Below are 20,100 nucleotides of genomic sequence, written 5' to 3' on the forward strand. Positions count from 1 at the left end.
AGATTCATCGCCCAGAAAAAATTATCATGCCAGATTCAATTGCCAGGATACGCCAAACTTGTCGCCCACCCAGGCAAATTTTTTGCTGAAGCCGTAACTACCCAATGGCATCATAGCGCTACCGCCTTCCAGTAAAGCCGAGTAGGTAGCATCAATCTCGGCTTCATCTTCGCAGGTTACATAAATGGATATGGACGGCGTAAAACTAAAAGCGTGCCCCGCGCTGTCAATAGCCTTAAAGTTTTGGCCGTTTAATGAGAAAGTGGCGTGCATTACCGTACCTTCTGCACCCGGCCCACCCGCGCCATACCTTTTGATGTTTACTATCTCTGAATTTTTAAACAGCGAGGTATAAAAGTTCATGGCCTCTTCCGCGCGGCCCTTGAACATTAAAAAGGTGGTGAATTTTTGCATGGTTTTAATCTTTCAGCCTGATCATACAAAGCATATCGCTTTGGTTGGTATATTCTTCAACACAATAACCATCGGGATCCAGATTTGGTTGTGAGATAAGCACATCAAACGTTTTTTGTATGGCTGGAATATCCTTCATGAAATCGTGAATGGTTATAGCAATATAGTTGCCTTTTTTTAAGATCATGGTTTCTAATTGATATTTTTCGGCTTCGCCGGATTCTATTACTTGCGCAGCTGCTTTGTATTCAATCTGTCCGTTTTCAGGTCGCGATATGCCAAAGTACCTTCTCGCCGTTGAGAATGGAAATAAGGAATGTAGTTGCTGATGTGTCGCCAATACGCCGTCGGGAAATGAGCTGGCGGCTACGTACATGATGGTAATATCGTTCTCAAATATGATGTGTTCCATGATTTTAATTGATGGTTAATCAAATTTAAGTTACCTCATTGATAACCACAGGGTGGGCTATGGACAATTTAGGGTGCTGAATGAGACAATTAAAACTGATTGGAAAACCAGCGGTAAAAGGCTTCAAAATCAAGCCTCCATTGTTTTTCGTCATGCTTGCCTTTTGTAACCAGCGGGGCCGGGATATTTTTAGGGCCGATCTTTTTATTGTTCAGCAGTGTCACCATCCGGTTTACATAATCAGCCTCGTTACCCTCGTCATCGCCATAAGCAAAAAAGAATTTTGATTTAGGGTTGATGGCTTGTTTGGTCATGTCATCATAAACAGGTTCAGCATACCAAAAAGCCGGCGAAAAGATTCCGGCCACGCCGAAGATGTCACTATACTTAGCCGCAATATACATGCTGATCAGGCCGCCCATAGAGCTGCCTACAACGGCGGTATGCTTAGCGTCTTGCAATGTACGAAAGGTAGTATCGATATATGTTTTAACATCTTTAGCTACATAAGCGGCATAAATTGCAGCATCGCTAGTGCCTGTATAGGGGTTGTACTCTTGCATACGCACCGAGTTAATGCCCGATTGTATAGCCACAATGATGCATTGCTTATTGGTGGGCATCAAATTAACCAGCGAATCGGCATACCAGCTTTCATTATTATTGTAAGCATCTTTAATAAACGTGGTTTGCCCATCCTGTACATAAATAACCGGAAACTTTTTACGCGTGTTCCAATAGCTTGGCGGAAAATAAATATGCAGCGTGCGCTGGCGTTTTAAGCGTTTTATCTCGAGTTTAACAATATCATATCTTGGTGTATCGGCAGCAACGCCGGCATATAAACAATCTGCCAGCGATATCAATAAAATCAACAGACCTAATAGCTTAAATTTCATGTCTAAAATTGGGATTTGTTTTCCAGAATGCCCAGCCCAACAGCAGGCCGGTTAAAGTGCCGTAAATTGCTCCGCAGGTAACGTCGATAGGGTAGTGCACACCCACGTATACTTGTGCAAAACTTATTAATGCTGCCCAGATCAATGCAACCGGCAAAACCCATTTATATCGTCGGTAAAAAATCATGCTCAAACAGACGGCAATAGCAAAATGATTGCTGGCATGTGCCGAAGGAAAGCTGTAACCGGTGCCGCAAGGTATGCGGCTTACTATAGTGGCCGCCATGGTTGGGTCGTTACAAGGGCGCGTTCGTTTGAAAAAGGCTTTGGCAAGGCCGGCGCTACCAAAATCGGCCATGCCAAAAGTAAGCGCTAAAAAAACGATGACCACGGCTCCGCTCTTTTTGTATCGCCAAAGGCAAAAAACAAAAATAAAAACATACAGCGGTATCCAGGTTTTAGGATTACGCAAAACCGGCATTACGGCATCAAAAAAGGTATTGCCTAAGTCGTGATTAATGCAGTAAAATAAGTGCCGGTCAAGTTGCAATAAGTAATCGGGCATGAATGTGTTTTGTTGCGGGTAAAGATAGGAACAATCGTGAAACTTGTGAGTAATAACGCTGCATGGCTCGGTATAGCGTGTTATCGTTAATTTTTTCGTGCATAGAACTTTGTTTCTTCCAAACATTGAAGATCGTCCCGCTCAATCGCCGCGGGTTGGCTTTGTTCTTTTCCTTGATGAAAAGAACCAAAAATCAAGTCATACGCAAGGCTTCTTTGCGCTCTTGGCCTTTGCCCTGCAAATCGGGTAAAACCTGGGCAGGGGCCTGTTGCCGCCTATTGTCGCACATGGGCCGGCGCTTCAGGCAACATTCCCGACAGCCCTGCAGCCGCACAAGGCCACCATTGTTTTACCCGCTTTCACCCGAAGCTCTGCGTCTGACGTTTCGGTTCTAAAGTAAATTCTGCAAACAGTGAAGAATCAAAAAAAAAGCGCGCAATGGCCTGTCAGCAAACCGGGCCTGGGAGTCTGGCCTGTGGGGAGAAGGTTTTTGCTGACTTGATTTATTCACTGTTGTTTATTTTTTGTGTGAATGAGGTCGCTACGCTCAGTATTTGGTTCTTTTTCATCCAAGGAAAAAGAACTAGGCCTTAGCGGCCATGAGCGCTATAAGAGCGATTAGCTAGCAACCCGACTTAGGAATTAGAGATTGTCTACATGTAATACGATCTAAAATCCCAACCCCATTTTTTCAATAATGACTTTAATTTCATCAATCCTTCACTTAATATCCTTAATTTCGCGGCTTAACTATTAGACAACGTTTTGACTTTAATAAAATCAATTTCGGGTATACGCGGTACCATTGGCGGTGCTGCAGGCGACGGTTTAACACCGTTAGATATAGTAAAATTTACATCGGCTTACGGTGCCTGGGCAGTTAAAAAGTCAGGTATAAAAAAGATAGTTGTTGGCCGCGATGCACGCATCTCTGGCAGCATGGTGAACAACCTGGTGCTGGGTACTTTGCAAGGTTTGGGTATTGATGTGGTGGATATTGGTTTGTCAACTACGCCGACTGTTGAGATTGCTGTTCCGTTAGAAAAAGCTGCAGGCGGGATCATTCTGACTGCAAGCCATAATCCAAAACAATGGAATGCGCTTAAATTGTTAAACGCTGATGGCGAGTTCATTAATGATGCTGATGGTAAAGAAGTTTTAGAGATTGCTGAAAGCAGCGACTTTACCTATGCCGATGTTAACGCTTTAGGTAAAGTAACAGCAGACGATAGTTATCTGCAAAAACACATCGACCAGATATTGGCCCTGCCACTGGTTGACGTTGAGGCTATTGCTAAAGCAGATTTTAAAGTAGTTATAGATTGTGTAAATTCTACAGGCGGTATCTTTGTACCGGCTTTGTTGGAGCAACTGGGTGTTAAAACCGTACATAAATTATTTTGTGAGCCTGATGGCGAGTTTCCGCATAATCCTGAGCCATTGCCTGAGAACCTGGTAGCTTTATCAAAAGAAGTATTGGCTAAAAATGCCAATTTGGGTATAGCTGTCGATCCGGATGTTGACCGTTTGTGCTTTGTTTGTGAGGACGGCAATATGTTCGGTGAGGAATATACACTGGTTGCGGTTGCTGATTACATCCTGAAAAATAATAAAGGTAATACCGTTTCAAACCTGTCATCAACCCGCGCCCTGCGCGATGTGACCGAACAAGCCGGCGGCGAATATCATGCCGCTGCAGTAGGTGAGGTGAATGTGGTCAACAAAATGAAAGAAGTGAATGCGGTAATAGGCGGCGAAGGTAATGGTGGGGTCATTTATCCTGAGTTACATTACGGCCGTGATGCTTTAGCTGGTATAGCTTTGTTTTTAACTCACCTGGCTAAATACGGTAAACCGATCTCGCATCTGCGCAGCTCGTATCCAAGCTATTTTATCTCAAAGAACAAGATCACATTGACGCCGGAGATGGATATCGATGCCTTGCTGCTGAAGGTGGAAGCCAAATACAAAGATCAGCCACATTCAACAATCGACGGCTTGAAAATAGAATTTGACAAACAGTGGGTACATCTGCGCCGTTCAAATACAGAACCGATCATCCGCATCTATTCTGAAGGTGATTCAGAGACAGTAGCCAATGGTCTGGCCAATAAGATCATTGCTGATATAAAAGAAATATTACAATTGAAGGGATAATAAAGATGTGTGAATGGCAGAGCGTCGCTAACTCTGGTAAAAACATTCACTCAATCACTCATTCACACAACCACTCATTAAAAAGAACTGATGCGCGTTTATATGGACAATGCTGCAACCACGCCAATGGATGCAGAAGTAATTAAGGTTATGTGTAATGTAATGGAGAACCATTTTGGTAATCCGTCGTCTATACATGCGCATGGCCGCGAGGCAAGGGCTCTGGTTGAGAAATCGCGCAAGACTATTGCTAACCTGCTGCATACCTCGCCAGCCGAGATCTTTTTTACCAGCAGTGGTACCGAGGCCGACAATACCGCCATTCGCTGCGGCATGCTGGATAATAACATTACGCACGCTATTACTACTCGTTTAGAGCATCATGCCGTTATCCATACTTTCGAAGCTATGGAAAAGGCCGGCAGTATCAAATTAAGCTACCTTGATGTTGATAGCAAAGGCAATATCGATTTTAATCAATTGGAAAGCCTGTTACAAAATAACGAACGCAGCTTTGTGTCTTTAATGCAGGCTAACAACGAAATTGGCATATTGACAGACATTGTACGTGTAGGCGACCTTTGCGAGCAGTATAACGCCGTTTTTCACTGCGATACAGTTCAGACTATGGGTCACTATCCGCATGACCTGAGTAAGCTTAAAATCCATTTTATTACTTGTGCCGGCCATAAATTTCATGGTCCAAAAGGTGTTGGTTTTCTACATGTCAACCATAAAATAAAAATCAAACCATTTATATACGGCGGCGCGCAAGAACGTAACATGCGTGGCGGTACCGAAAATATTTATGGTATTGTTGGCCTGGCAAAAGCATTGGAGTTAGCCTATACCGACATGGAACACCACCAGGTCCATATTCAGGGTCTGAAATCATACCTGATTGAGCAGCTGCAAGCCAATATTCCTGGTGTTTTATTTAATGGCGAGATCGATGCCGATAAAAGTTTGTATACTGTAGTAAACGTATCGTTCCCGGAAACAGACATGGCCGACATGCTTTTGTTTAACCTGGATATCGCCGGTATCTCTGCATCTGGTGGCAGCGCATGCAGCTCAGGTACGGATATTGGCTCGCATGTATTAACCGGCATAGGTGCCAGCAGCACGCGTCCTTCGGTTCGCTTTTCATTTTCTAAGTATAATACTAAGGATGAAATAGATTTTGTAGTTGGAAAATTAAAGGAGTTGTTTGCAGAAAAAGTCCCCAACTTGTAGTGTTCTCTTTAGCCCAATCTGGGTAAATAAATTTCTTTCAAAGTAATACTGGCACGGTTTTCGGAGGTATTTGATAACTAAATTCAAAACCTATGAAAGTTCAAGATCAAAATTCCGGAAACGGTAATAACAAACGTAACACACACGAGGCCGACGCTGAAAACACAGGCCTTGCGACAAAAAGCGAGCAGCAAAAACACGATAAAAGTACTGATGCTTCTTACAGCGAACAAGCAGACGTTACGCCACCAAATCACAAAGATTTCCCGACAGTCGGCCCAAGTAAGGTCGACTTTGAGAGCCGTCCGCAGGGCCGTCGTACCGCACGTATGGTAGGCCATGAGCCGGGTACCGAAGGTATATAATTTGACGAGTAGTCTATTTTTATAAACAAAGCTGCTATCTCCAAAAAAGGTAGCCGTTTTCATTAAAACTAAAGCTATGAAAACTAACAATCAAAACTGGGGCAGTAGTAACCAGCCCAGAAAAACAGGCAAACAGCAACAGGTTAATAACCCAGGGCAAAACAAAAACGTGGATACCGAGAAAAAAGGTGTTTATGTAAAAGATATGCCGCCAATTGATGGCGCTAAGCCGGGAGTTGTATAGCATACTCGTTTGTCATTCTGAGCATAGCGAAGAATCTTGTAAGAGCGACAAGTAAATCGTATAAGATCCTTCGCTACGCTCAGGATGACAAATAAAAAAGGGATGACTATTTGATCATCCCTTTTTTATTATAACTGATATCAGTATTATTAGTTTTTCATCATCCTTAGGAAAGCAGCCAACTCAGCCTTCATTTCCCGTCTATCTACAATAAAGTCAAGGAAACCATGTTCCTGTACAAATTCAGCAGTTTGGAAACCTTTTGGCAGATCTTTCTTAATAGTTTCTTTAATAACCCGCGGACCGGCAAAACCAATCAGCGCACCCGGCTCGGCAATGTTAATGTCGCCCAGCATAGCGTACGACGCAGTTACACCACCTGTAGTAGGGTCAGTCAGTAAAGAAATATAAGGAATTTTAGCTTGCGACAGCAATGCCAGCTTAGCCGATGTTTTAGCCATCTGCATTAATGAAAATGCAGCTTCCATCATACGTGCACCGCCCGATTTTGAGATCATCAGGAACGGAATGTTATGCTCAATACTATAGTCGATAGATCGCGCAATCTTTTCGCCAACAACCGAACCCATCGAGCCGCCTATGAAGGTAAAATCCATGCAGGCAATCACAATATCCTGGCCGTCAATTTTACCAACTGCAGCACGGATAGCGTCTTTTAAGCCCGTTTTAAACTGGGTTTCAACCAACCGCTCAGAATATTTTTTGGTGTCTGTAAAGTTCAGCGGGTCGCCCGAAACCATGTTCGGGAACAACTCGGTAAACTCGTTGTCATCAAACAATACAGAGAAGTATTCTTTTGATCCTATCCGCAGGTGGAAACCGCAGTAATGACAAACGTATTGATTTTCAACTTGCTCTGAATAATGTAGAGGTTTCTTACATTGAGGGCATTTATTCCAGATCCCATCGGGGGTTTCCTTCTTTTCCTCAGTAGTCGTAATTATCCCTTTTATTTCACGTTTAAACCACGCCATATCTATGTCTAGCTCTTTCAATATACTGCAAAGAAACGAAATATTTTGTTAGATGTTTGTTTTTTTAGAAACAAGAGTCGAGAGTCAAGAATCAAGAAAAGAGAGTTGAGAATAAAGTATAAGTTGTTTGTGGTTTTATGTATAACAATAAAGCAAGGGCCTTTGCGCGATTCCCTAGCTCGGGGAGGGTAGGTAGGGGCTTATCAAAGAGACAGGAACTAATCATTATAATATATGGGCGTTGCGCTGATAGAGCGCCGGGCTTTCCGCTCATACGCCTACAAGGCCTTAGGCGCAGGGCCGGTATCCGCTGCAATCCCTAACGCGGGGACTCACCCGGTCTTTGCTTCGCTCGACCACCCTCTCTCTTCGCCTGCGGCGGAAAGAGGGTTAAATAGCCGCTATTCTCACCACCGCGTCATTGCGAGGAACGAAGCAATCTCTACACATGCTAAGCAAGTGCAGGATATTGACACACACGGCACGTGTGCGCCAGCGGATGGAATTACAATACATGATTATTTAATTCAAGTCTGATAGTTGTATCCGAGAGTTTTAACCTACGTGGATTTGAATAAAGAATTTTATATTTGACGAAACGAATGAATAGAGTAGGTGCTTTAATGGATACTTCAATAAAAATAGGTAAATATAAAATTGTCTTAAGCGGGACTATTATCGCAATATACGATCAGCCATTAATTTTCACGATCGGTAGTTTAACTTATACACTTCTTTTTGCTAGTGATTCAACAAAGACGGGTAGCTACGTGACTAGAAAGCAACCTGAGGGCGATAAACAATCTTTAGTTGTCACCTTATATAATTTTGACAATGCGTTAGGCTCAGGCCTTTCTAAACCAATTTCCATGGGAAATATAGGTGATGAAAAGTTGCTTTTGAATTTTGTGATTCTTGCGATGGGTGATTTACAAAATCGAATAATGCATTACACCTGGTATCAAGGAAAGGAGGAAACAAGTGCCTGAGAAAAGGAGTGAAACTGTTGCTTCTGATATAGATGAATTAACAATTTATCAAGGTGGAAGTTTAAGCGAAATAAGAGTCGAAGATTTAAAAGACAATGAAGTTGCAATTAAACAACTTTTAAATACTTATCATTTGAAATTAAAAGAAGGGAATCAAAAAGATGCCAATATTTCTATTTTATTGTCTCAAGTTGAATTTCTAAAAACAACACCTTTCATTGGTATAGTAACAAGCACGCTAAACATTATAGGTTCGATTATTATTGCAATTTCCGTAAATTTGGAGGCAGCTAAACCACCAGTGTCATATTCAAATTTATTGCTGTTTTTAGGTTTTGCTTTGGTAGTAATCGGTTCTATTATCAATATTTTATATCCATATATAAAAGGGTGGTTTAACGGTAATAAGGTTAAAAAATAATTCCATCTGACATTTGTGTCTGCTCACTACTCGCAACTTCCCAACACATGTAAGATTGCTTCGTACCTCGCAATGACGGAGTGGTGAAGCTCGCGGTTAGCCAAACCTCTTTCCCGCTTGCGGAAGAGAGGGTGGTCGAGCGAAGCGTAGAACGGGTGAGTCCCCCCGCGTTAGGGATTGCAGCGGATACCGGCCCCTAGCCTAAGGCCCTGTGCAGTATAAGCGAAAAGCCCGGCCCGAAGGGAAACGCCATTATTATCTAACGCTTCATTAACACACCCCTGCCCCTCTCAAGAGGGGAACTTATCGCACCATCATTCACGTACTGTATTAAACACACCACGTGAAACGTATTACGTCAAACGTTCAACTTTCTCAATCAAAACATCCCGTTTATTCTGCCAAGTCAATAGTTTAAACAATATAAGTGTACATTAAACAATAAGTCCGCAATATTTCCTATAACTTTTATAGACTTTTTTCCTTGAAAACCGATAATGTTTTTTACCTTCGGCTCCCACAAAGTAAAACCAAATGGATTTAAAAAGTTATAAAGGAGTTTTGCACGGCGACCAGGTGCAGGCACTATTTGAAGCAGCTAAAAAGCATCAATTTGCTTTGCCTGCAGTAAATGTTATCAGCACCAATTCGGTTAATGCTGTAATGGAAACCGCTAAGGCAGTTAACTCGCCGGTAATTATTCAATTATCGCATGGCGGCGCACAGTTTTACGCCGGTAAATCATTAGATAACTCTAAGCTACAAGCTTGTATTTTAGGTGCTACGTCTGCTGCAAAGCACGTGCATTTATTGGCCGAGCATTATGGTGTTGCGGTGATTTTACACACAGACCATGCTGCTAAGAAATTATTGCCATGGATTGACGGCTTGTTAGATGCCGGCGAGAAATTCTTTGCCGAAACCGGCAAACCATTGTTCTCATCGCATATGCTGGATCTTTCTGAAGAACCGATCGAAGAAAATATCGAAATATCTGCCAAATATTTAGCTCGTATGGCTAAACTAGGCATGACTTTAGAAATTGAATTAGGCGTAACCGGTGGCGAAGAAGACGGCGTTGATAACAGCGATGTTGACAGCTCGCGTTTATATACCCAGCCTGAAGAGGTTTCTTATTCGTACGAGAACTTATTAAAAGTTAGTCCGCGCTTTACCGTAGCAGCAGCTTTTGGTAACGTGCACGGTGTATACAAGCCGGGCAACGTAAAATTGCAACCCGTTATTCTGCATAACTCACAAGAGTATGTTAAGCAGAAATTTAACCTGACTGAAGAGAAACCAATCAACTTCGTGTTCCATGGTGGTTCTGGTTCAAGCCAGGAAGAAATCCGCGAAGCAATTAGCTATGGCGCTATCAAAATGAATATCGATACCGATATGCAATGGGCATTCTGGGACGGTATTAAAGATTACTACCAGGCTAAAGAGGCTTACCTGCAAGACCAGATTGGTAACCCAGAAGGTCCGGATTCTCCAAACAAAAAATATTACGACCCACGCGTATGGTTGCGCAAAGCTGAAGAGAGCTTTGTTAAGCGTTTAACCGTTGCATTCGAAGATTTGAATTGCATCAACGCTACCGACAAGTTATAAGATAATAACACCTTATATTTATAAAGCGCCAATGTGAAAACATTGGCGCTTTTTTTTAGTTATGTTGTGGATTGTCATGCCGAAACAAGTTCGGCATGACGGTCGGTTTTTATTTATCGTCAATAAAATCATCATGGCTGCTAAGAAAAAGAACTTTTTCGAGAAATTTTCAAACTGGGCAACTGCCGCTACGGGTAGTTCGGCCGCATTTTTCACCGCCATATCGGTTATTGTGGTTTGGGGGGTTACCGGGCCGGTATTTAAATATTCAGACACCTGGCAGTTGATTATTAATACCGGTACTACTATAGTTACTTTTCTAATGGTGTTTTTGATCCAGAAATCGCAAAATAAAGACTCGAAAGCCATTCACTTAAAACTGAATGAGCTGCTGGCTTCACACCAGGGCGCCAGTAACCGCATGGTTGATATTGAGGACCTTACCGAAAAAGACCTGGATCAATTACATAAATTTTACGTTGCATTGAGCAGATTGGCCGAAAAGGAAGATGATTTAACTTGCACGCATTCTATTGATGCTGCCGAAGAAAATCATAATTTTAAACTTTCAACATTCAGAACCAAAAAGCATTACAACGATGCCCGAGCCAAAAAAGATAGTAGTACAGAAGGTAAGCGACCAACCCAATCTTGATAAAGTTTTTGCCATACGCCGCGAAGTCTTCGTAGGCGAACAAAATTGCCCGCCGGAGCTGGAGTGGGAGCATGAAGACGAATCCACACATTTTTTGGCTACTGTTGATGGCGAACCTGCCGGTGCATCGCGCTGGCGCAAAACTGACAATGGTTATAAACTGGAGCGTTTTGCTGTTCTCCAAAAATTCAGAGGGCAGGGTGTAGCGCAGGAGTTAGTACGTACTGTTTTAGCCGATTTACCTGCCGATGCTGAATACATTTACCTGAATGCGCAAATCCTGGCGATGGGATTGTATGCAAAATTTGGCTTTGTAGCCGAAGGACCGCAGTTTGAAGAAGCGGGAATTCAGCATTTTAAAATGGTGAAGCGATAAAATAGCCATATAGTTAACTAATATTTACTAATTGTTAATTTCGATAAAACTTAATAATATCGGTATTATTTTTAGGTTAACTGCTTTGAGTGATATGATAATCATATCATGATGTGGCACTAACTTTATGTTTACGCCCAACTGCGTTTTTTGTACCCAAACAACAAACACAGTTATGAAACAAACCTTTATCTTTAAAAAAAATGGCTTGGCGATGGCCGGCGTACTACTTTTAAGTATGGCCATTGGCAGTTGTAAAAAAAACAGCACCACTACCGGCGTAACACAGAGCATCAATAGCGTAAACCATGTGGTTGTTATCTACATGGAAAACCACAGTTTTGATAACTTATACGGCCAGTTTGATGGCGCAAACGGCTTGCAAAATGCTACCCCGGCAAACACCACTCAAGTAGATGCTACCGGTAAAGCTTACACTACATTACCTGCTATCCCGGGCACGCCGGTATTTCCTACCAACCTTACCAACACCTACTTTAACATTGACCAGTACGTGGCCAATGACGTTATAACCCAGGACGTTTTACACCGCTACTATCAAGAGCAAATGCAGATAGATGGTGGCAAAATGGATAAATATGCTTTGTATAACAGTAACTCGGCAGGTTTATCGCAAGGTTATTATAAAACCAGTTTATTACCATTGTTGCCAATGGCACAAAAATATGTGCTTTGCGACAATTTTTACCACAGCGCATTTGGCGGTTCATTCCTTAACCACCAGTGGTTAATTGCGGCAGCCAGCCCAACTTTTCCTAATGCTCCATCAAGCATAGTTGCTAAGGTTGATGTTAACGGCCAGGTAACTACAGACGGCGCGGTCACTCCAGATGGTTTTGTAGTTAATACAAGCTATACTGTAAATGCACCGCACCCTGCTAGTGCAGCTGCAAATACTTTAGTTCCAAACCAAACTAACCCAACTATTGGTGATAGATTGACTGACAAAGGTGTTTCATGGGTTTGGTATTCTGGCGGTTGGGATAACGCTTTAGCCGGTAACCCTGATCCAAATTTCCAGTTTCACCACCAGCCATTCGCTTATTATGCAAAATATGCTGATGGTACTCAAGCCAAAAAAGATCACCTTAAAGACGAAACCGTATTTATGTCGGCTGCTGCTGCTGGCACTTTACCGGCAGTATCTTTCGTAAAACCTTTAGGTACTTATAACGAGCACCCTGGTTACTCTGACGTAGCTTTAGGCGAAAAACATGCTGTCGACCTGGTTAATGCAGTATTAAACGGCCCTAACGGTAAAGACGCAGTTATCATTATTACTTATGACGAAAACGGTGGTTTCTGGGATCACGTTGTTCCGCCAACTATCGACAAAAAATGGGGTCCGGGTACACGCGTTCCTGCAATCATCATCTCTCCGTTTGCTAAAAAAGGTTATGTTGACCATACTCAATACGAAACTGTAAGTATCCTTTCTTTCATCGAGAAAAGATGGAGCCTTTCACCGCTTGCAGATCGTGATAAAAATGCAAACCCGTTATCGAACGCGTTTACTTTTTAATCTAAAAAACTTTATATATAACGAGGATGGCATTTCGCCACCCTCGTTTTTTCGTTTACAATAAATAAGCCCGCCTTTCGCGGAAAACGCTATCCGATGAGGAAACTACTTCTGCTATCTACCTTGTTAATTACTGTTATGGTCTGTGCTTTTTTTTCATGCAGGCATAATACCATCGCACCCGAAAAGGCCATTGCCCGGACGTTGTCACTGCAAGTTGAAACATTTATACAGAACAATAATAAATTGCTTAACGCGGTAACCGCGGGCGCCGACGAAAGACAGCTGCAACAGCTGTTTCTGCAAACCCGCTTATCCTACAAAAAATTTGAATGGGGCGCCGAATATTTTTCGCCGGCCACCGCCAGGTTCGTAAATGGACCACCTGTGCAGGAGATTGAAATGAGCAGCGGGCAGGTATTTGAACCTGCGGGTTTGCAGGTGATAGAAGGCTATCTCTTCCCCAAATATGACCCTCGCAATAAGCAAGCCTTAATTGCCCAGCTAAACTTGTTAAAGCCTGCGTGCGATAAATTTAAAAGCTACTTTAACAATGTCGATCTTTTTAACTGGCAGGTATTTGATGCAGCAAAGCAAGAAGTATTCAGAATTTTGGCGTTGGGTATTGCCGGGTTTGATAATCCGCTTACCCTAAAAAGTTCTGAAGAGGCTGTTGCAAGTTTAGCCAGCTTGAAAGCGGTGATGTCTTATTACAAAACCGACGAAAAAGGAGCGGACCTGATCCCCAAATTTGATGCTGCCGAAAACTATCTTAAAGCAAATACCAATTTCAACGCTTTTGACAGGGCGGCTTTCATAACCCATTATGGTAACGCAGTTTCATCGGGTATTGAAAACCTGGAAGAGCAGTTGAATTTTAAGATCACCACTTATAATCGTCTACTCAATCAAAATGCAAAAACCTTATTTGATGTTGATGCATTTAACGTCAATGCTTTTGCTCCCGGCGATTCATCGACCTATGCAACTGCTAAGAAAATCAAACTGGGGCAAGCCTTATTTGCCGAACCCATGCTTTCCGGGAATGGTAAAAGAACTTGCCTGACCTGTCATCAGCCCGAAAAGGCATTTACAGACGGTTTAGTGAAAAATACGATAATAGATGGCGATAAATTAGTGAGGAGAAATACGCCAACTTTAATTAATGCCGCCTTACAAGCCTCGCAATTTGACGACCTTCGGGTGCCAACCTTGGAGGATCAGGCACTAACCGTGGTGCAAAATAAGGACGAGATGCACGGCTCCATGAAAGTTGCCGCTGCCCGTTTATGGCAAAACGATAATTATCGTAAGTTATTTGCTGATGCTTTCCCGGTAAAGGATAGAAAAAGTATTGACACCTTGGAAGTCATGAATGCTATCGGCTCGTATGTGCGCAGCCTTACGGCTTTAAACAGTCGCTTTGACAATTATATGCGCGGCAACAAAACAGCCATGACCGCGCAGGAAATTAACGGTTTTAACTTGTTCATGGGAAAAGCCAAATGCGGAACCTGCCATTACATGCCACTTTTTAATGGCTCATTCCCGCCAAGATATACACTGATTGAAAGCGAAGTAATTGGCGTCCCTAAAACAGCGGACGGTAAAGAAATAGATGGAGACATGGGCAGATATGATATCCTGAAAGTGGAAGCCTTTAAACACGCTTTTAAAATAACCACGGTGCGCAATGCGGCCCGTACTGCGCCATATATGCACAATGGTGTTTTCAAAACGCTAGAGCAGGTGATGGATTTTTATAACAAGGGCGGTGGGGCAGGCCTGGGCTATAAAGTAAGCAACCAAACCCTGGCAGCGGATAAACTTGACCTTTCGAAAAAAGAAAGCGGAGATATTATTGCGTTTATAAGAAGCCTCGATAGTAAGTAAGATTTTAGGCTCCTGATGATTTAAACATTGAACACGCTGGTTGAATAATTTAAGGCATCCTGTAATCGCCTATAATTAAGCTCTGTGAGCGCGTTTTGTTGGGAGAGATATGCAATTAGGTTTTCTGTAGCGATATTGCCTGTAAGGTCATCTGCAGCCATGGGGCAGCCACCGTAGCCCTTAAGGGCACCATCAAAACGTTTGCAGCCACTTTGGTAGGCGGCTTCGACCTTTTCATGCCAGGTAGTTGGAGTGCTGTGCAGGTGTACGCCAAACTCGGTATTAGGGAAGGAATCACTTAGTTGGGTGTAGATAGCTTTGATCTGATCGGGCTTGGCGATACCTATCGTATCAGACAGCGCGATGATGTTGATGCCTTCGCTAATCAATCGCTCTGTCCACTGCGACACGATATCCATATTCCATTCATCCCCGTAAGGGTTACCAAAACCCATTGACAGGTAAACCAGCAGCTCTTTGCCTTTACTTTCGCATAGCTCACGCACTTGTTTAACCGTATCGAACGCATCGGCGATAGATGAGTTGGTATTACGCATCTGGAAGGTCTCAGAGATAGAAAAAGGATAGCCGAGGTAATTGATCTCCTCGTGGACGCAAGCGTCCACAGCGCCCCTGTAATTGGCTATAATGGCTAATAGTTTTGATTGGGTGCTGTCCAAATTCAATTTAGAAAGTACCTCCGCCGTATCCCGCATTTGAGGTATAGCTTTTGGCGATACAAAACTGCCGAAATCTATGGTGTCAAAACCTACCTGCAACAGCAAATTAATGTAGGCAGCCTTTACATCGGTCGGCACAAAATTATGCAGGCCCTGCATCGCGTCGCGGGGGCATTCGGTTAATTTTATAGTTGTACCGGCCATTTGTTATGCAAGTTAATCAGCTTTGGCGGTTTGTTTGTCCTTTTTAGGTAATTCTTCGGGCACAAACCGGCGGATGATTAACCTGGCACCACCGTTGTTAGCTATGTAGTTACCAATCCAGTTCACAAATACCACCACTTTGTTTCTGAAACCCAGTAAGGATATCAGGTGTACAAACATCCAGATCAGCCAGGCAAAAAATCCCTGGAACTTGAGCTTGCCCAGATCGGCAATGGCTTTATTACGGCCTATGGTAGCTAATGATCCTTTGTCATTGTATTTAAAAGGCTCTGTTGGTTCGCCTTTAATCAGGCTGATGATATTCTTGCCCGCCAGTTTACCTTGTTGTATAGCCACCTGTGCAACGCCCGGATGCCCTTTAGGGTTTTCGTCATCAATCATCGCAGCAACGTCGCCAATAGCAAAAACATTTTCTGAACCTTTAATCCGGCTTATGGAATCAACACTAATCCGGTTTCCTTTTTCAATATCTTTTTTGTCGATACCGGCAGGCACAACACCCTGTACCCCGGCACTCCAGATCACGTTCTTAGTTTTGATGGATTTGCCGCCTTCAAATTTTATCTCCTCGCCATCATAACTTTCCACTTTCACGTTCAGCATTACCTCAACACCCATTTCCGTCAGGAAATGTTTGGCTGCTTTTGAGCCTTCGTCAGAGAATGGTCCTAATACCTTTGGGAGGAAATCGACCAAGTAAACTTTCATGTGCGATTTTTGCAATTCAGGATAATCGCGGTCAAGGATGTGGTTACGCAGCTCGGCTAAGGCACCTGCAAGCTCTACACCGGTAGGGCCGGCACCAACCAATACAAAGGTCAGGTAGGGTTCGCGCTCTTCTTTGGTAGTCTTTAATGAGGCCTCCTCGAGGTTCTGTAAGATCAGGTACCGAAGATTCAACGCTTCGGGTATTGATTTCATTGGCATGGCAAAACGCTCAATGTCTTTATTGCCGAAAAAGTTGGTGGTTGAACCGGTGGCAATCACCAGATAATCATATTCAATATCGCCCACATTAGTAAGCACTTTGTTATGCTCCATGTCCACGCCCGACACCTCGGCTATCCGGAAACGAAAATTTTTCTGGCCCGCAAAGTTCTTACGCAACGAAAAAGCAATCGACTCCGACTCCAAACTCCCCGTAGCTACCTGGTACAGCAGTGGCTGAAAGGTGTGGTAATTATGCTTATCCAGCATTAAAACCTCTACAGGCGCGTCTTCCAGTTGTTTAGCTACTTCCAGGCCGCCGAAGCCGCCGCCAATAATAACTACCTGCGGGAATTTTGATTTTTGCGTGGTGTTCATGGTACACTTTGTTGATACGGTTAGTAGTTAACAAAAAAGGCTCCAAATATTCTTTGGAGCCTTTTTTGTTATAATGAGATGACTAATTATTTCAAATCGTTTTTTCCAAAGTCTACGATAACCGGGGTAGCGATACAGATTGAAGAATAAGTACCGAAACAAACACCAATTAACAGTGAGAACGAGAAGCCACGTAAAACGTCGCCACCAAAAATAAACAGAACAATCAGCACGAATAATACGGTTAAAGCAGTAATAATGGTACGGCTTAAAGTATTGTTAATCGCGTTATTGATAACCTCTTTCGGGTCGTCGTTTTTAGAATGGTGTAATTTCAAGAACTCGCGGATACGGTCAAATACTACCACGGTATCGTTAATTGAGTAACCAATTACAGTTAATATTGCCGCTACGAAAGCCTGATCAATATCAAGAAAAGGTAGTACGCTTTTAAAGATCGAGTAGAACGATAATACCATCAAAGCATCATGCGCGGTAGCAATCATTGCTGCCAAACTGTACTGCCATCTGCGGAAACGGATCAGGATATAAGCCGATATGATGATGATGGCGAATAATACCGTCCAAACCGCTGATTTTTTTAATCCATCAGCAATAGTGGCCTGTACTTTTTGAAATCCTACAATATCTTTTTTAGGATCATTGATGTGTGTAATAGCATTTTTGTTCAACGCGTTGATCATTGTACCCTCAACTTTGGCATCGGCTGTAGTTGAGTTATCCTCGATCAGGTAGTTGGTGGTAATGTTGATTTTGTTGGTACCTAATTTTTTCACTATGGTACCATGACCTAACACACCTTCAACAGCTGTACGTACATCATCATCAGTAACATTCTTGTTAGGGAATTGTATAGTGTAATTACGCCCGCCCTGGAAGTCAACACCATAGTTAAATCCTTGTACAAACATGGATATAATACCTGCAACGATAAACGTACCTGAGAAAATATAGAATCTCGCACGTTTTTTAACAAACGCGAAGTTTGCATTTTTAAAAGTATGTGAGCTCCAGGCATGTGAAAACTTGATGTCCCAGCCTTTTTCAATCATCCACTCAAATATTAATCTTGAAATTAATAATGAACAGAATAATGAAGTAACGATACCGATCATCAAAGTAGTTGCGAAACCTTGGATAGGGCCGCTACCAAACACGAATAAGATAACACCGGTTAAGAATGTTGAGATGTTAGAGTCTAAGATTGACGATAAGGCATGTTTGAAACCATCGGTTACCGCTAAGCGGACAGATTTACCAAGCGCAAGTTCTTCACGAACACGCTCATAGATCAATACGTTAGCATCAACCGCAATACCTAATGTTAACACGATACCCGCAATACCCGGTAGGGTTAACACTGCACGTAAACTGGTTAATACACCCATCAGGAAGAATACGTTGATGACTACCGCAACCACCGCTACAGTACCAGCACGGTTGTAATAAGCAACCATAAACACCAATACAACGAGTAAGCCCATTAAACAGGATAGCAAACCTGCATTGATAGACTCGGCACCTAATGACGGACCTACCACATCCTCACCAATAATGTGAGCAGGGGCAGGTAAACGACCAGCTTTTAATACGTTGGCTAAATCCTTAGTGTCTTCAACTTTAAAATTACCAGAGATTGATGACACACCACCAGAAATTTCGTTCTGTACGGTTGGTGCAGAGTAAACATTATCGTCCAATACAATGGCGATAGATTTTAAATGATTTTTATCAGCAGACGCTTCGGCAGTTACTGCGCGCCATTTTTCGGCACCTTGCGAGTTCATTACCATACGTACTTCAGGGCTGCCTTTTTGATCAACATCGTTTTGAGCATCGTTAATCACATCGCCACCTAATACCGGGCCATTGTCGGCACCTGATAATTTAAGCGCGTATAATTCATAGATCTTGCTTTTTTCAAGCGGTTTTACAGCCCATGCAAATTTGATATTGCGTGGCAATGAAGCCTGAACATCTTTGCTATGCAGGTAAGTATTTACTTTAGCAGTGTCTTTTTGTAAGGTCCAGCCTACAACCGGTCCCGGGCGCAACTGCTGCTGACCCTGTTGATCTTGATAAGTTGGCGGCGTAAGCACTGCGAACAGTGGGTGAGACGCGTTTAATTTTGATTTGCCGGCTAAAGAAGTGTCCTTAGCGGCATTTTTCTGCACTTTATTCAATAAGGCTAATGCACCTTTTTTGTTGGTCGTATCTTTTTTAGCCTCAGTTGTTGTGGCGACAGCTGTGCTGGCCGAGTCTTTTGCTGCTACTTTGCTTTTTGCAGCTAACAAGGCATCCACATTAGCCAGCATCGGGTAAACCTCCTGGATCTCGTAAGTTTGATAGAACTCCAGTTTAGCAGTACCTGATAACAGTTTGCGTACGCGCTCCGGATCTTTTACACCGGGTAGTTCAATCAGGATACGGTTAGTGTTAGACTCTAACGATATGTTAGGCTGAGTAACGCCAAACTGGTCAATGCGGGTGCTTAATACCGTGTATGACTGTTTAACCGCAACGTCTGCTTCGTCTTTCAAATATTTTTCAACCTCGCTGTTTGAAGCGTTGTATTTTATTTGAGCCTGGTTGTCTTTTGTTGAAAATATAGCAGCTAACTTACCGTTAGGAGCCAGTTTTTCATACTCATTAACAAATAACGTAATGTAGTCAGACTGGCTGGTTTTAGTATCGGCATTTGCAGCTACTAAAGCCTGGTTAAAAGCAGGATCAGGATTGTTGTTTGATAAAGCTCTTACTAACTCAGCCAATGAGATCTGCATGGTAACGTTCATGCCACCTTTTAAATCAAGACCAAGAGCAAGCTCTCTTTCTACACAATATTGATAAGTATGGCCCAAAAGCGGATAGGCCGGTAATGACGAAACAGAATCCAGATAAGCTTTCGCTTTAGCAGTATCGCCTTTTGCATATACTTCAGCATCCTTCTCAACTTTGTGTGCAACCCATGTAAACGATAGCTGGTACAAGCACACAATCGTTAGCACTACGGCGAAAAATTTAATAACCCCTTTACCTTGCATTGTAAATTATAATATGTAATTAATTAGTTTATAAGCGTTTTAAACAA

Annotated in this window: 19 protein-coding genes; 11 read left to right on the forward strand and 8 right to left on the reverse strand. The window is 42.7% G+C overall.

The genetic code is table 11. The annotated features are described in order from the left end of the window. Positions 1 to 24: 24 nt before the first annotated feature. From HB679_RS01550 to HB679_RS01565, 4 genes are all read right to left on the reverse strand, one after another. Positions 25 to 414 (reverse strand): VOC family protein, encoded by a 390-nt coding sequence (locus tag HB679_RS01550; RefSeq protein WP_214070176.1) that lies wholly within the window; start codon positions 412 to 414, stop codon positions 25 to 27. A gap of 4 nt (positions 415 to 418) precedes the next feature. Beyond that, entirely contained in the window at positions 419 to 826 is a 408-nt protein-coding gene (locus tag HB679_RS01555) for a transcriptional regulator (RefSeq protein ID WP_214070177.1), read from the reverse strand. Positions 827 to 915: 89 nt separating this feature from the next. Continuing rightward, on the reverse strand, positions 916 to 1,725 hold the full coding sequence (locus HB679_RS01560; RefSeq protein ID WP_214070178.1) for an alpha/beta hydrolase-fold protein: 810 nt from the start codon (positions 1,723 to 1,725) through the stop codon (positions 916 to 918). Further along, the gene (locus HB679_RS01565) at positions 1,715 to 2,290 is read right to left on the reverse strand and encodes a phosphatase PAP2 family protein (RefSeq protein ID WP_214070179.1); all 576 of its coding nucleotides are present in this window, start codon (positions 2,288 to 2,290) and stop codon (positions 1,715 to 1,717) included. The genes HB679_RS01560 and HB679_RS01565 overlap by 11 nt, the downstream gene beginning before the upstream one ends. A gap of 765 nt (positions 2,291 to 3,055) precedes the next feature. Between HB679_RS01565 and glmM the strand changes: the two genes are divergently transcribed. From glmM to HB679_RS01585, 4 genes are all read left to right on the forward strand, one after another. After that, the gene (gene glmM / locus HB679_RS01570; RefSeq protein WP_214070180.1) at positions 3,056 to 4,447 is read left to right on the forward strand and encodes a phosphoglucosamine mutase; all 1,392 of its coding nucleotides are present in this window, start codon (positions 3,056 to 3,058) and stop codon (positions 4,445 to 4,447) included. Between the two features lie 90 nt (positions 4,448 to 4,537). Continuing rightward, positions 4,538 to 5,683, forward strand: coding sequence for a cysteine desulfurase family protein (locus HB679_RS01575; protein ID WP_214070181.1), 1,146 nt, complete (start codon positions 4,538 to 4,540; stop codon positions 5,681 to 5,683). Positions 5,684 to 5,775: 92 nt separating this feature from the next. Continuing rightward, positions 5,776 to 6,048, forward strand: a complete 273-nt coding sequence (locus tag HB679_RS01580) for a hypothetical protein (RefSeq protein WP_214070182.1) — start codon at positions 5,776 to 5,778, stop codon at positions 6,046 to 6,048. A 76-nt stretch (positions 6,049 to 6,124) separates the two neighbouring features. Further along, entirely contained in the window at positions 6,125 to 6,292 is a 168-nt protein-coding gene (locus HB679_RS01585) for a hypothetical protein (protein ID WP_214070183.1), read from the forward strand. A 149-nt stretch (positions 6,293 to 6,441) separates the two neighbouring features. Here the strand turns inward: HB679_RS01585 and accD are convergent, their stop codons facing one another. Then, on the reverse strand, positions 6,442 to 7,287 hold the full coding sequence (gene accD, locus HB679_RS01590) for an acetyl-CoA carboxylase, carboxyltransferase subunit beta (protein WP_214070184.1): 846 nt from the start codon (positions 7,285 to 7,287) through the stop codon (positions 6,442 to 6,444). 602 nt (positions 7,288 to 7,889) lie between these two features. On the opposite strand from accD, the gene HB679_RS01595 reads away from it, so the two are divergent. From HB679_RS01595 to HB679_RS01625, 7 genes are all read left to right on the forward strand, one after another. Beyond that, on the forward strand, positions 7,890 to 8,276 hold the full coding sequence (locus HB679_RS01595) for a DUF6864 domain-containing function (protein ID WP_214070185.1): 387 nt from the start codon (positions 7,890 to 7,892) through the stop codon (positions 8,274 to 8,276). Continuing rightward, entirely contained in the window at positions 8,269 to 8,697 is a 429-nt protein-coding gene (locus HB679_RS01600) for a hypothetical protein (RefSeq protein ID WP_214070186.1), read from the forward strand. The genes HB679_RS01595 and HB679_RS01600 overlap by 8 nt, the downstream gene beginning before the upstream one ends. Before the next feature lie 534 nt (positions 8,698 to 9,231). Then, entirely contained in the window at positions 9,232 to 10,311 is a 1,080-nt protein-coding gene (gene fbaA, locus HB679_RS01605; RefSeq protein WP_214070187.1) for a class II fructose-bisphosphate aldolase, read from the forward strand. Between the two features lie 133 nt (positions 10,312 to 10,444). Further along, a complete protein-coding gene (locus tag HB679_RS01610) occupies positions 10,445 to 10,966 on the forward strand; it encodes a low affinity iron permease family protein (RefSeq protein WP_214070188.1) in 522 nt (173 codons plus the stop codon). Next, a complete protein-coding gene (locus HB679_RS01615) occupies positions 10,911 to 11,342 on the forward strand; it encodes a GNAT family N-acetyltransferase (protein ID WP_214070189.1) in 432 nt (143 codons plus the stop codon). Before HB679_RS01610 ends, HB679_RS01615 begins: the two co-directional genes overlap by 56 nt. A 175-nt stretch (positions 11,343 to 11,517) precedes the next feature. Further along, on the forward strand, positions 11,518 to 12,885 hold the full coding sequence (gene acpA / locus HB679_RS01620) for an acid phosphatase (RefSeq protein WP_255547518.1): 1,368 nt from the start codon (positions 11,518 to 11,520) through the stop codon (positions 12,883 to 12,885). Positions 12,886 to 12,981: 96 nt separating this feature from the next. Then, a complete protein-coding gene (locus tag HB679_RS01625; protein WP_214070190.1) occupies positions 12,982 to 14,778 on the forward strand; it encodes a cytochrome c peroxidase in 1,797 nt (598 codons plus the stop codon). Between the two features lie 20 nt (positions 14,779 to 14,798). Here the strand turns inward: HB679_RS01625 and HB679_RS01630 are convergent, their stop codons facing one another. The 3 genes from HB679_RS01630 to secDF all read right to left on the reverse strand — a co-directional run bounded on the left by HB679_RS01630 (position 14,799) and on the right by secDF (position 20,053). Then, positions 14,799 to 15,662: a hydroxymethylglutaryl-CoA lyase gene (locus tag HB679_RS01630; protein ID WP_214070191.1), complete on the reverse strand. Its 864-nt coding sequence runs from the start codon at positions 15,660 to 15,662 to the stop codon at positions 14,799 to 14,801. Between the two features lie 12 nt (positions 15,663 to 15,674). Then, positions 15,675 to 16,988, reverse strand: coding sequence for an NAD(P)/FAD-dependent oxidoreductase (locus HB679_RS01635; RefSeq protein ID WP_214070192.1), 1,314 nt, complete (start codon positions 16,986 to 16,988; stop codon positions 15,675 to 15,677). An 86-nt stretch (positions 16,989 to 17,074) separates the two neighbouring features. After that, entirely contained in the window at positions 17,075 to 20,053 is a 2,979-nt protein-coding gene (gene secDF, locus HB679_RS01640; RefSeq protein WP_214070193.1) for a protein translocase subunit SecDF, read from the reverse strand. Between the last annotated feature and the right edge of the window lie 47 nt (positions 20,054 to 20,100).

Source organism: Mucilaginibacter sp. dw_454 (assembly GCF_018449775.1).
Taxonomy (GTDB): Bacteria; Bacteroidota; Bacteroidia; order Sphingobacteriales; family Sphingobacteriaceae; genus Mucilaginibacter.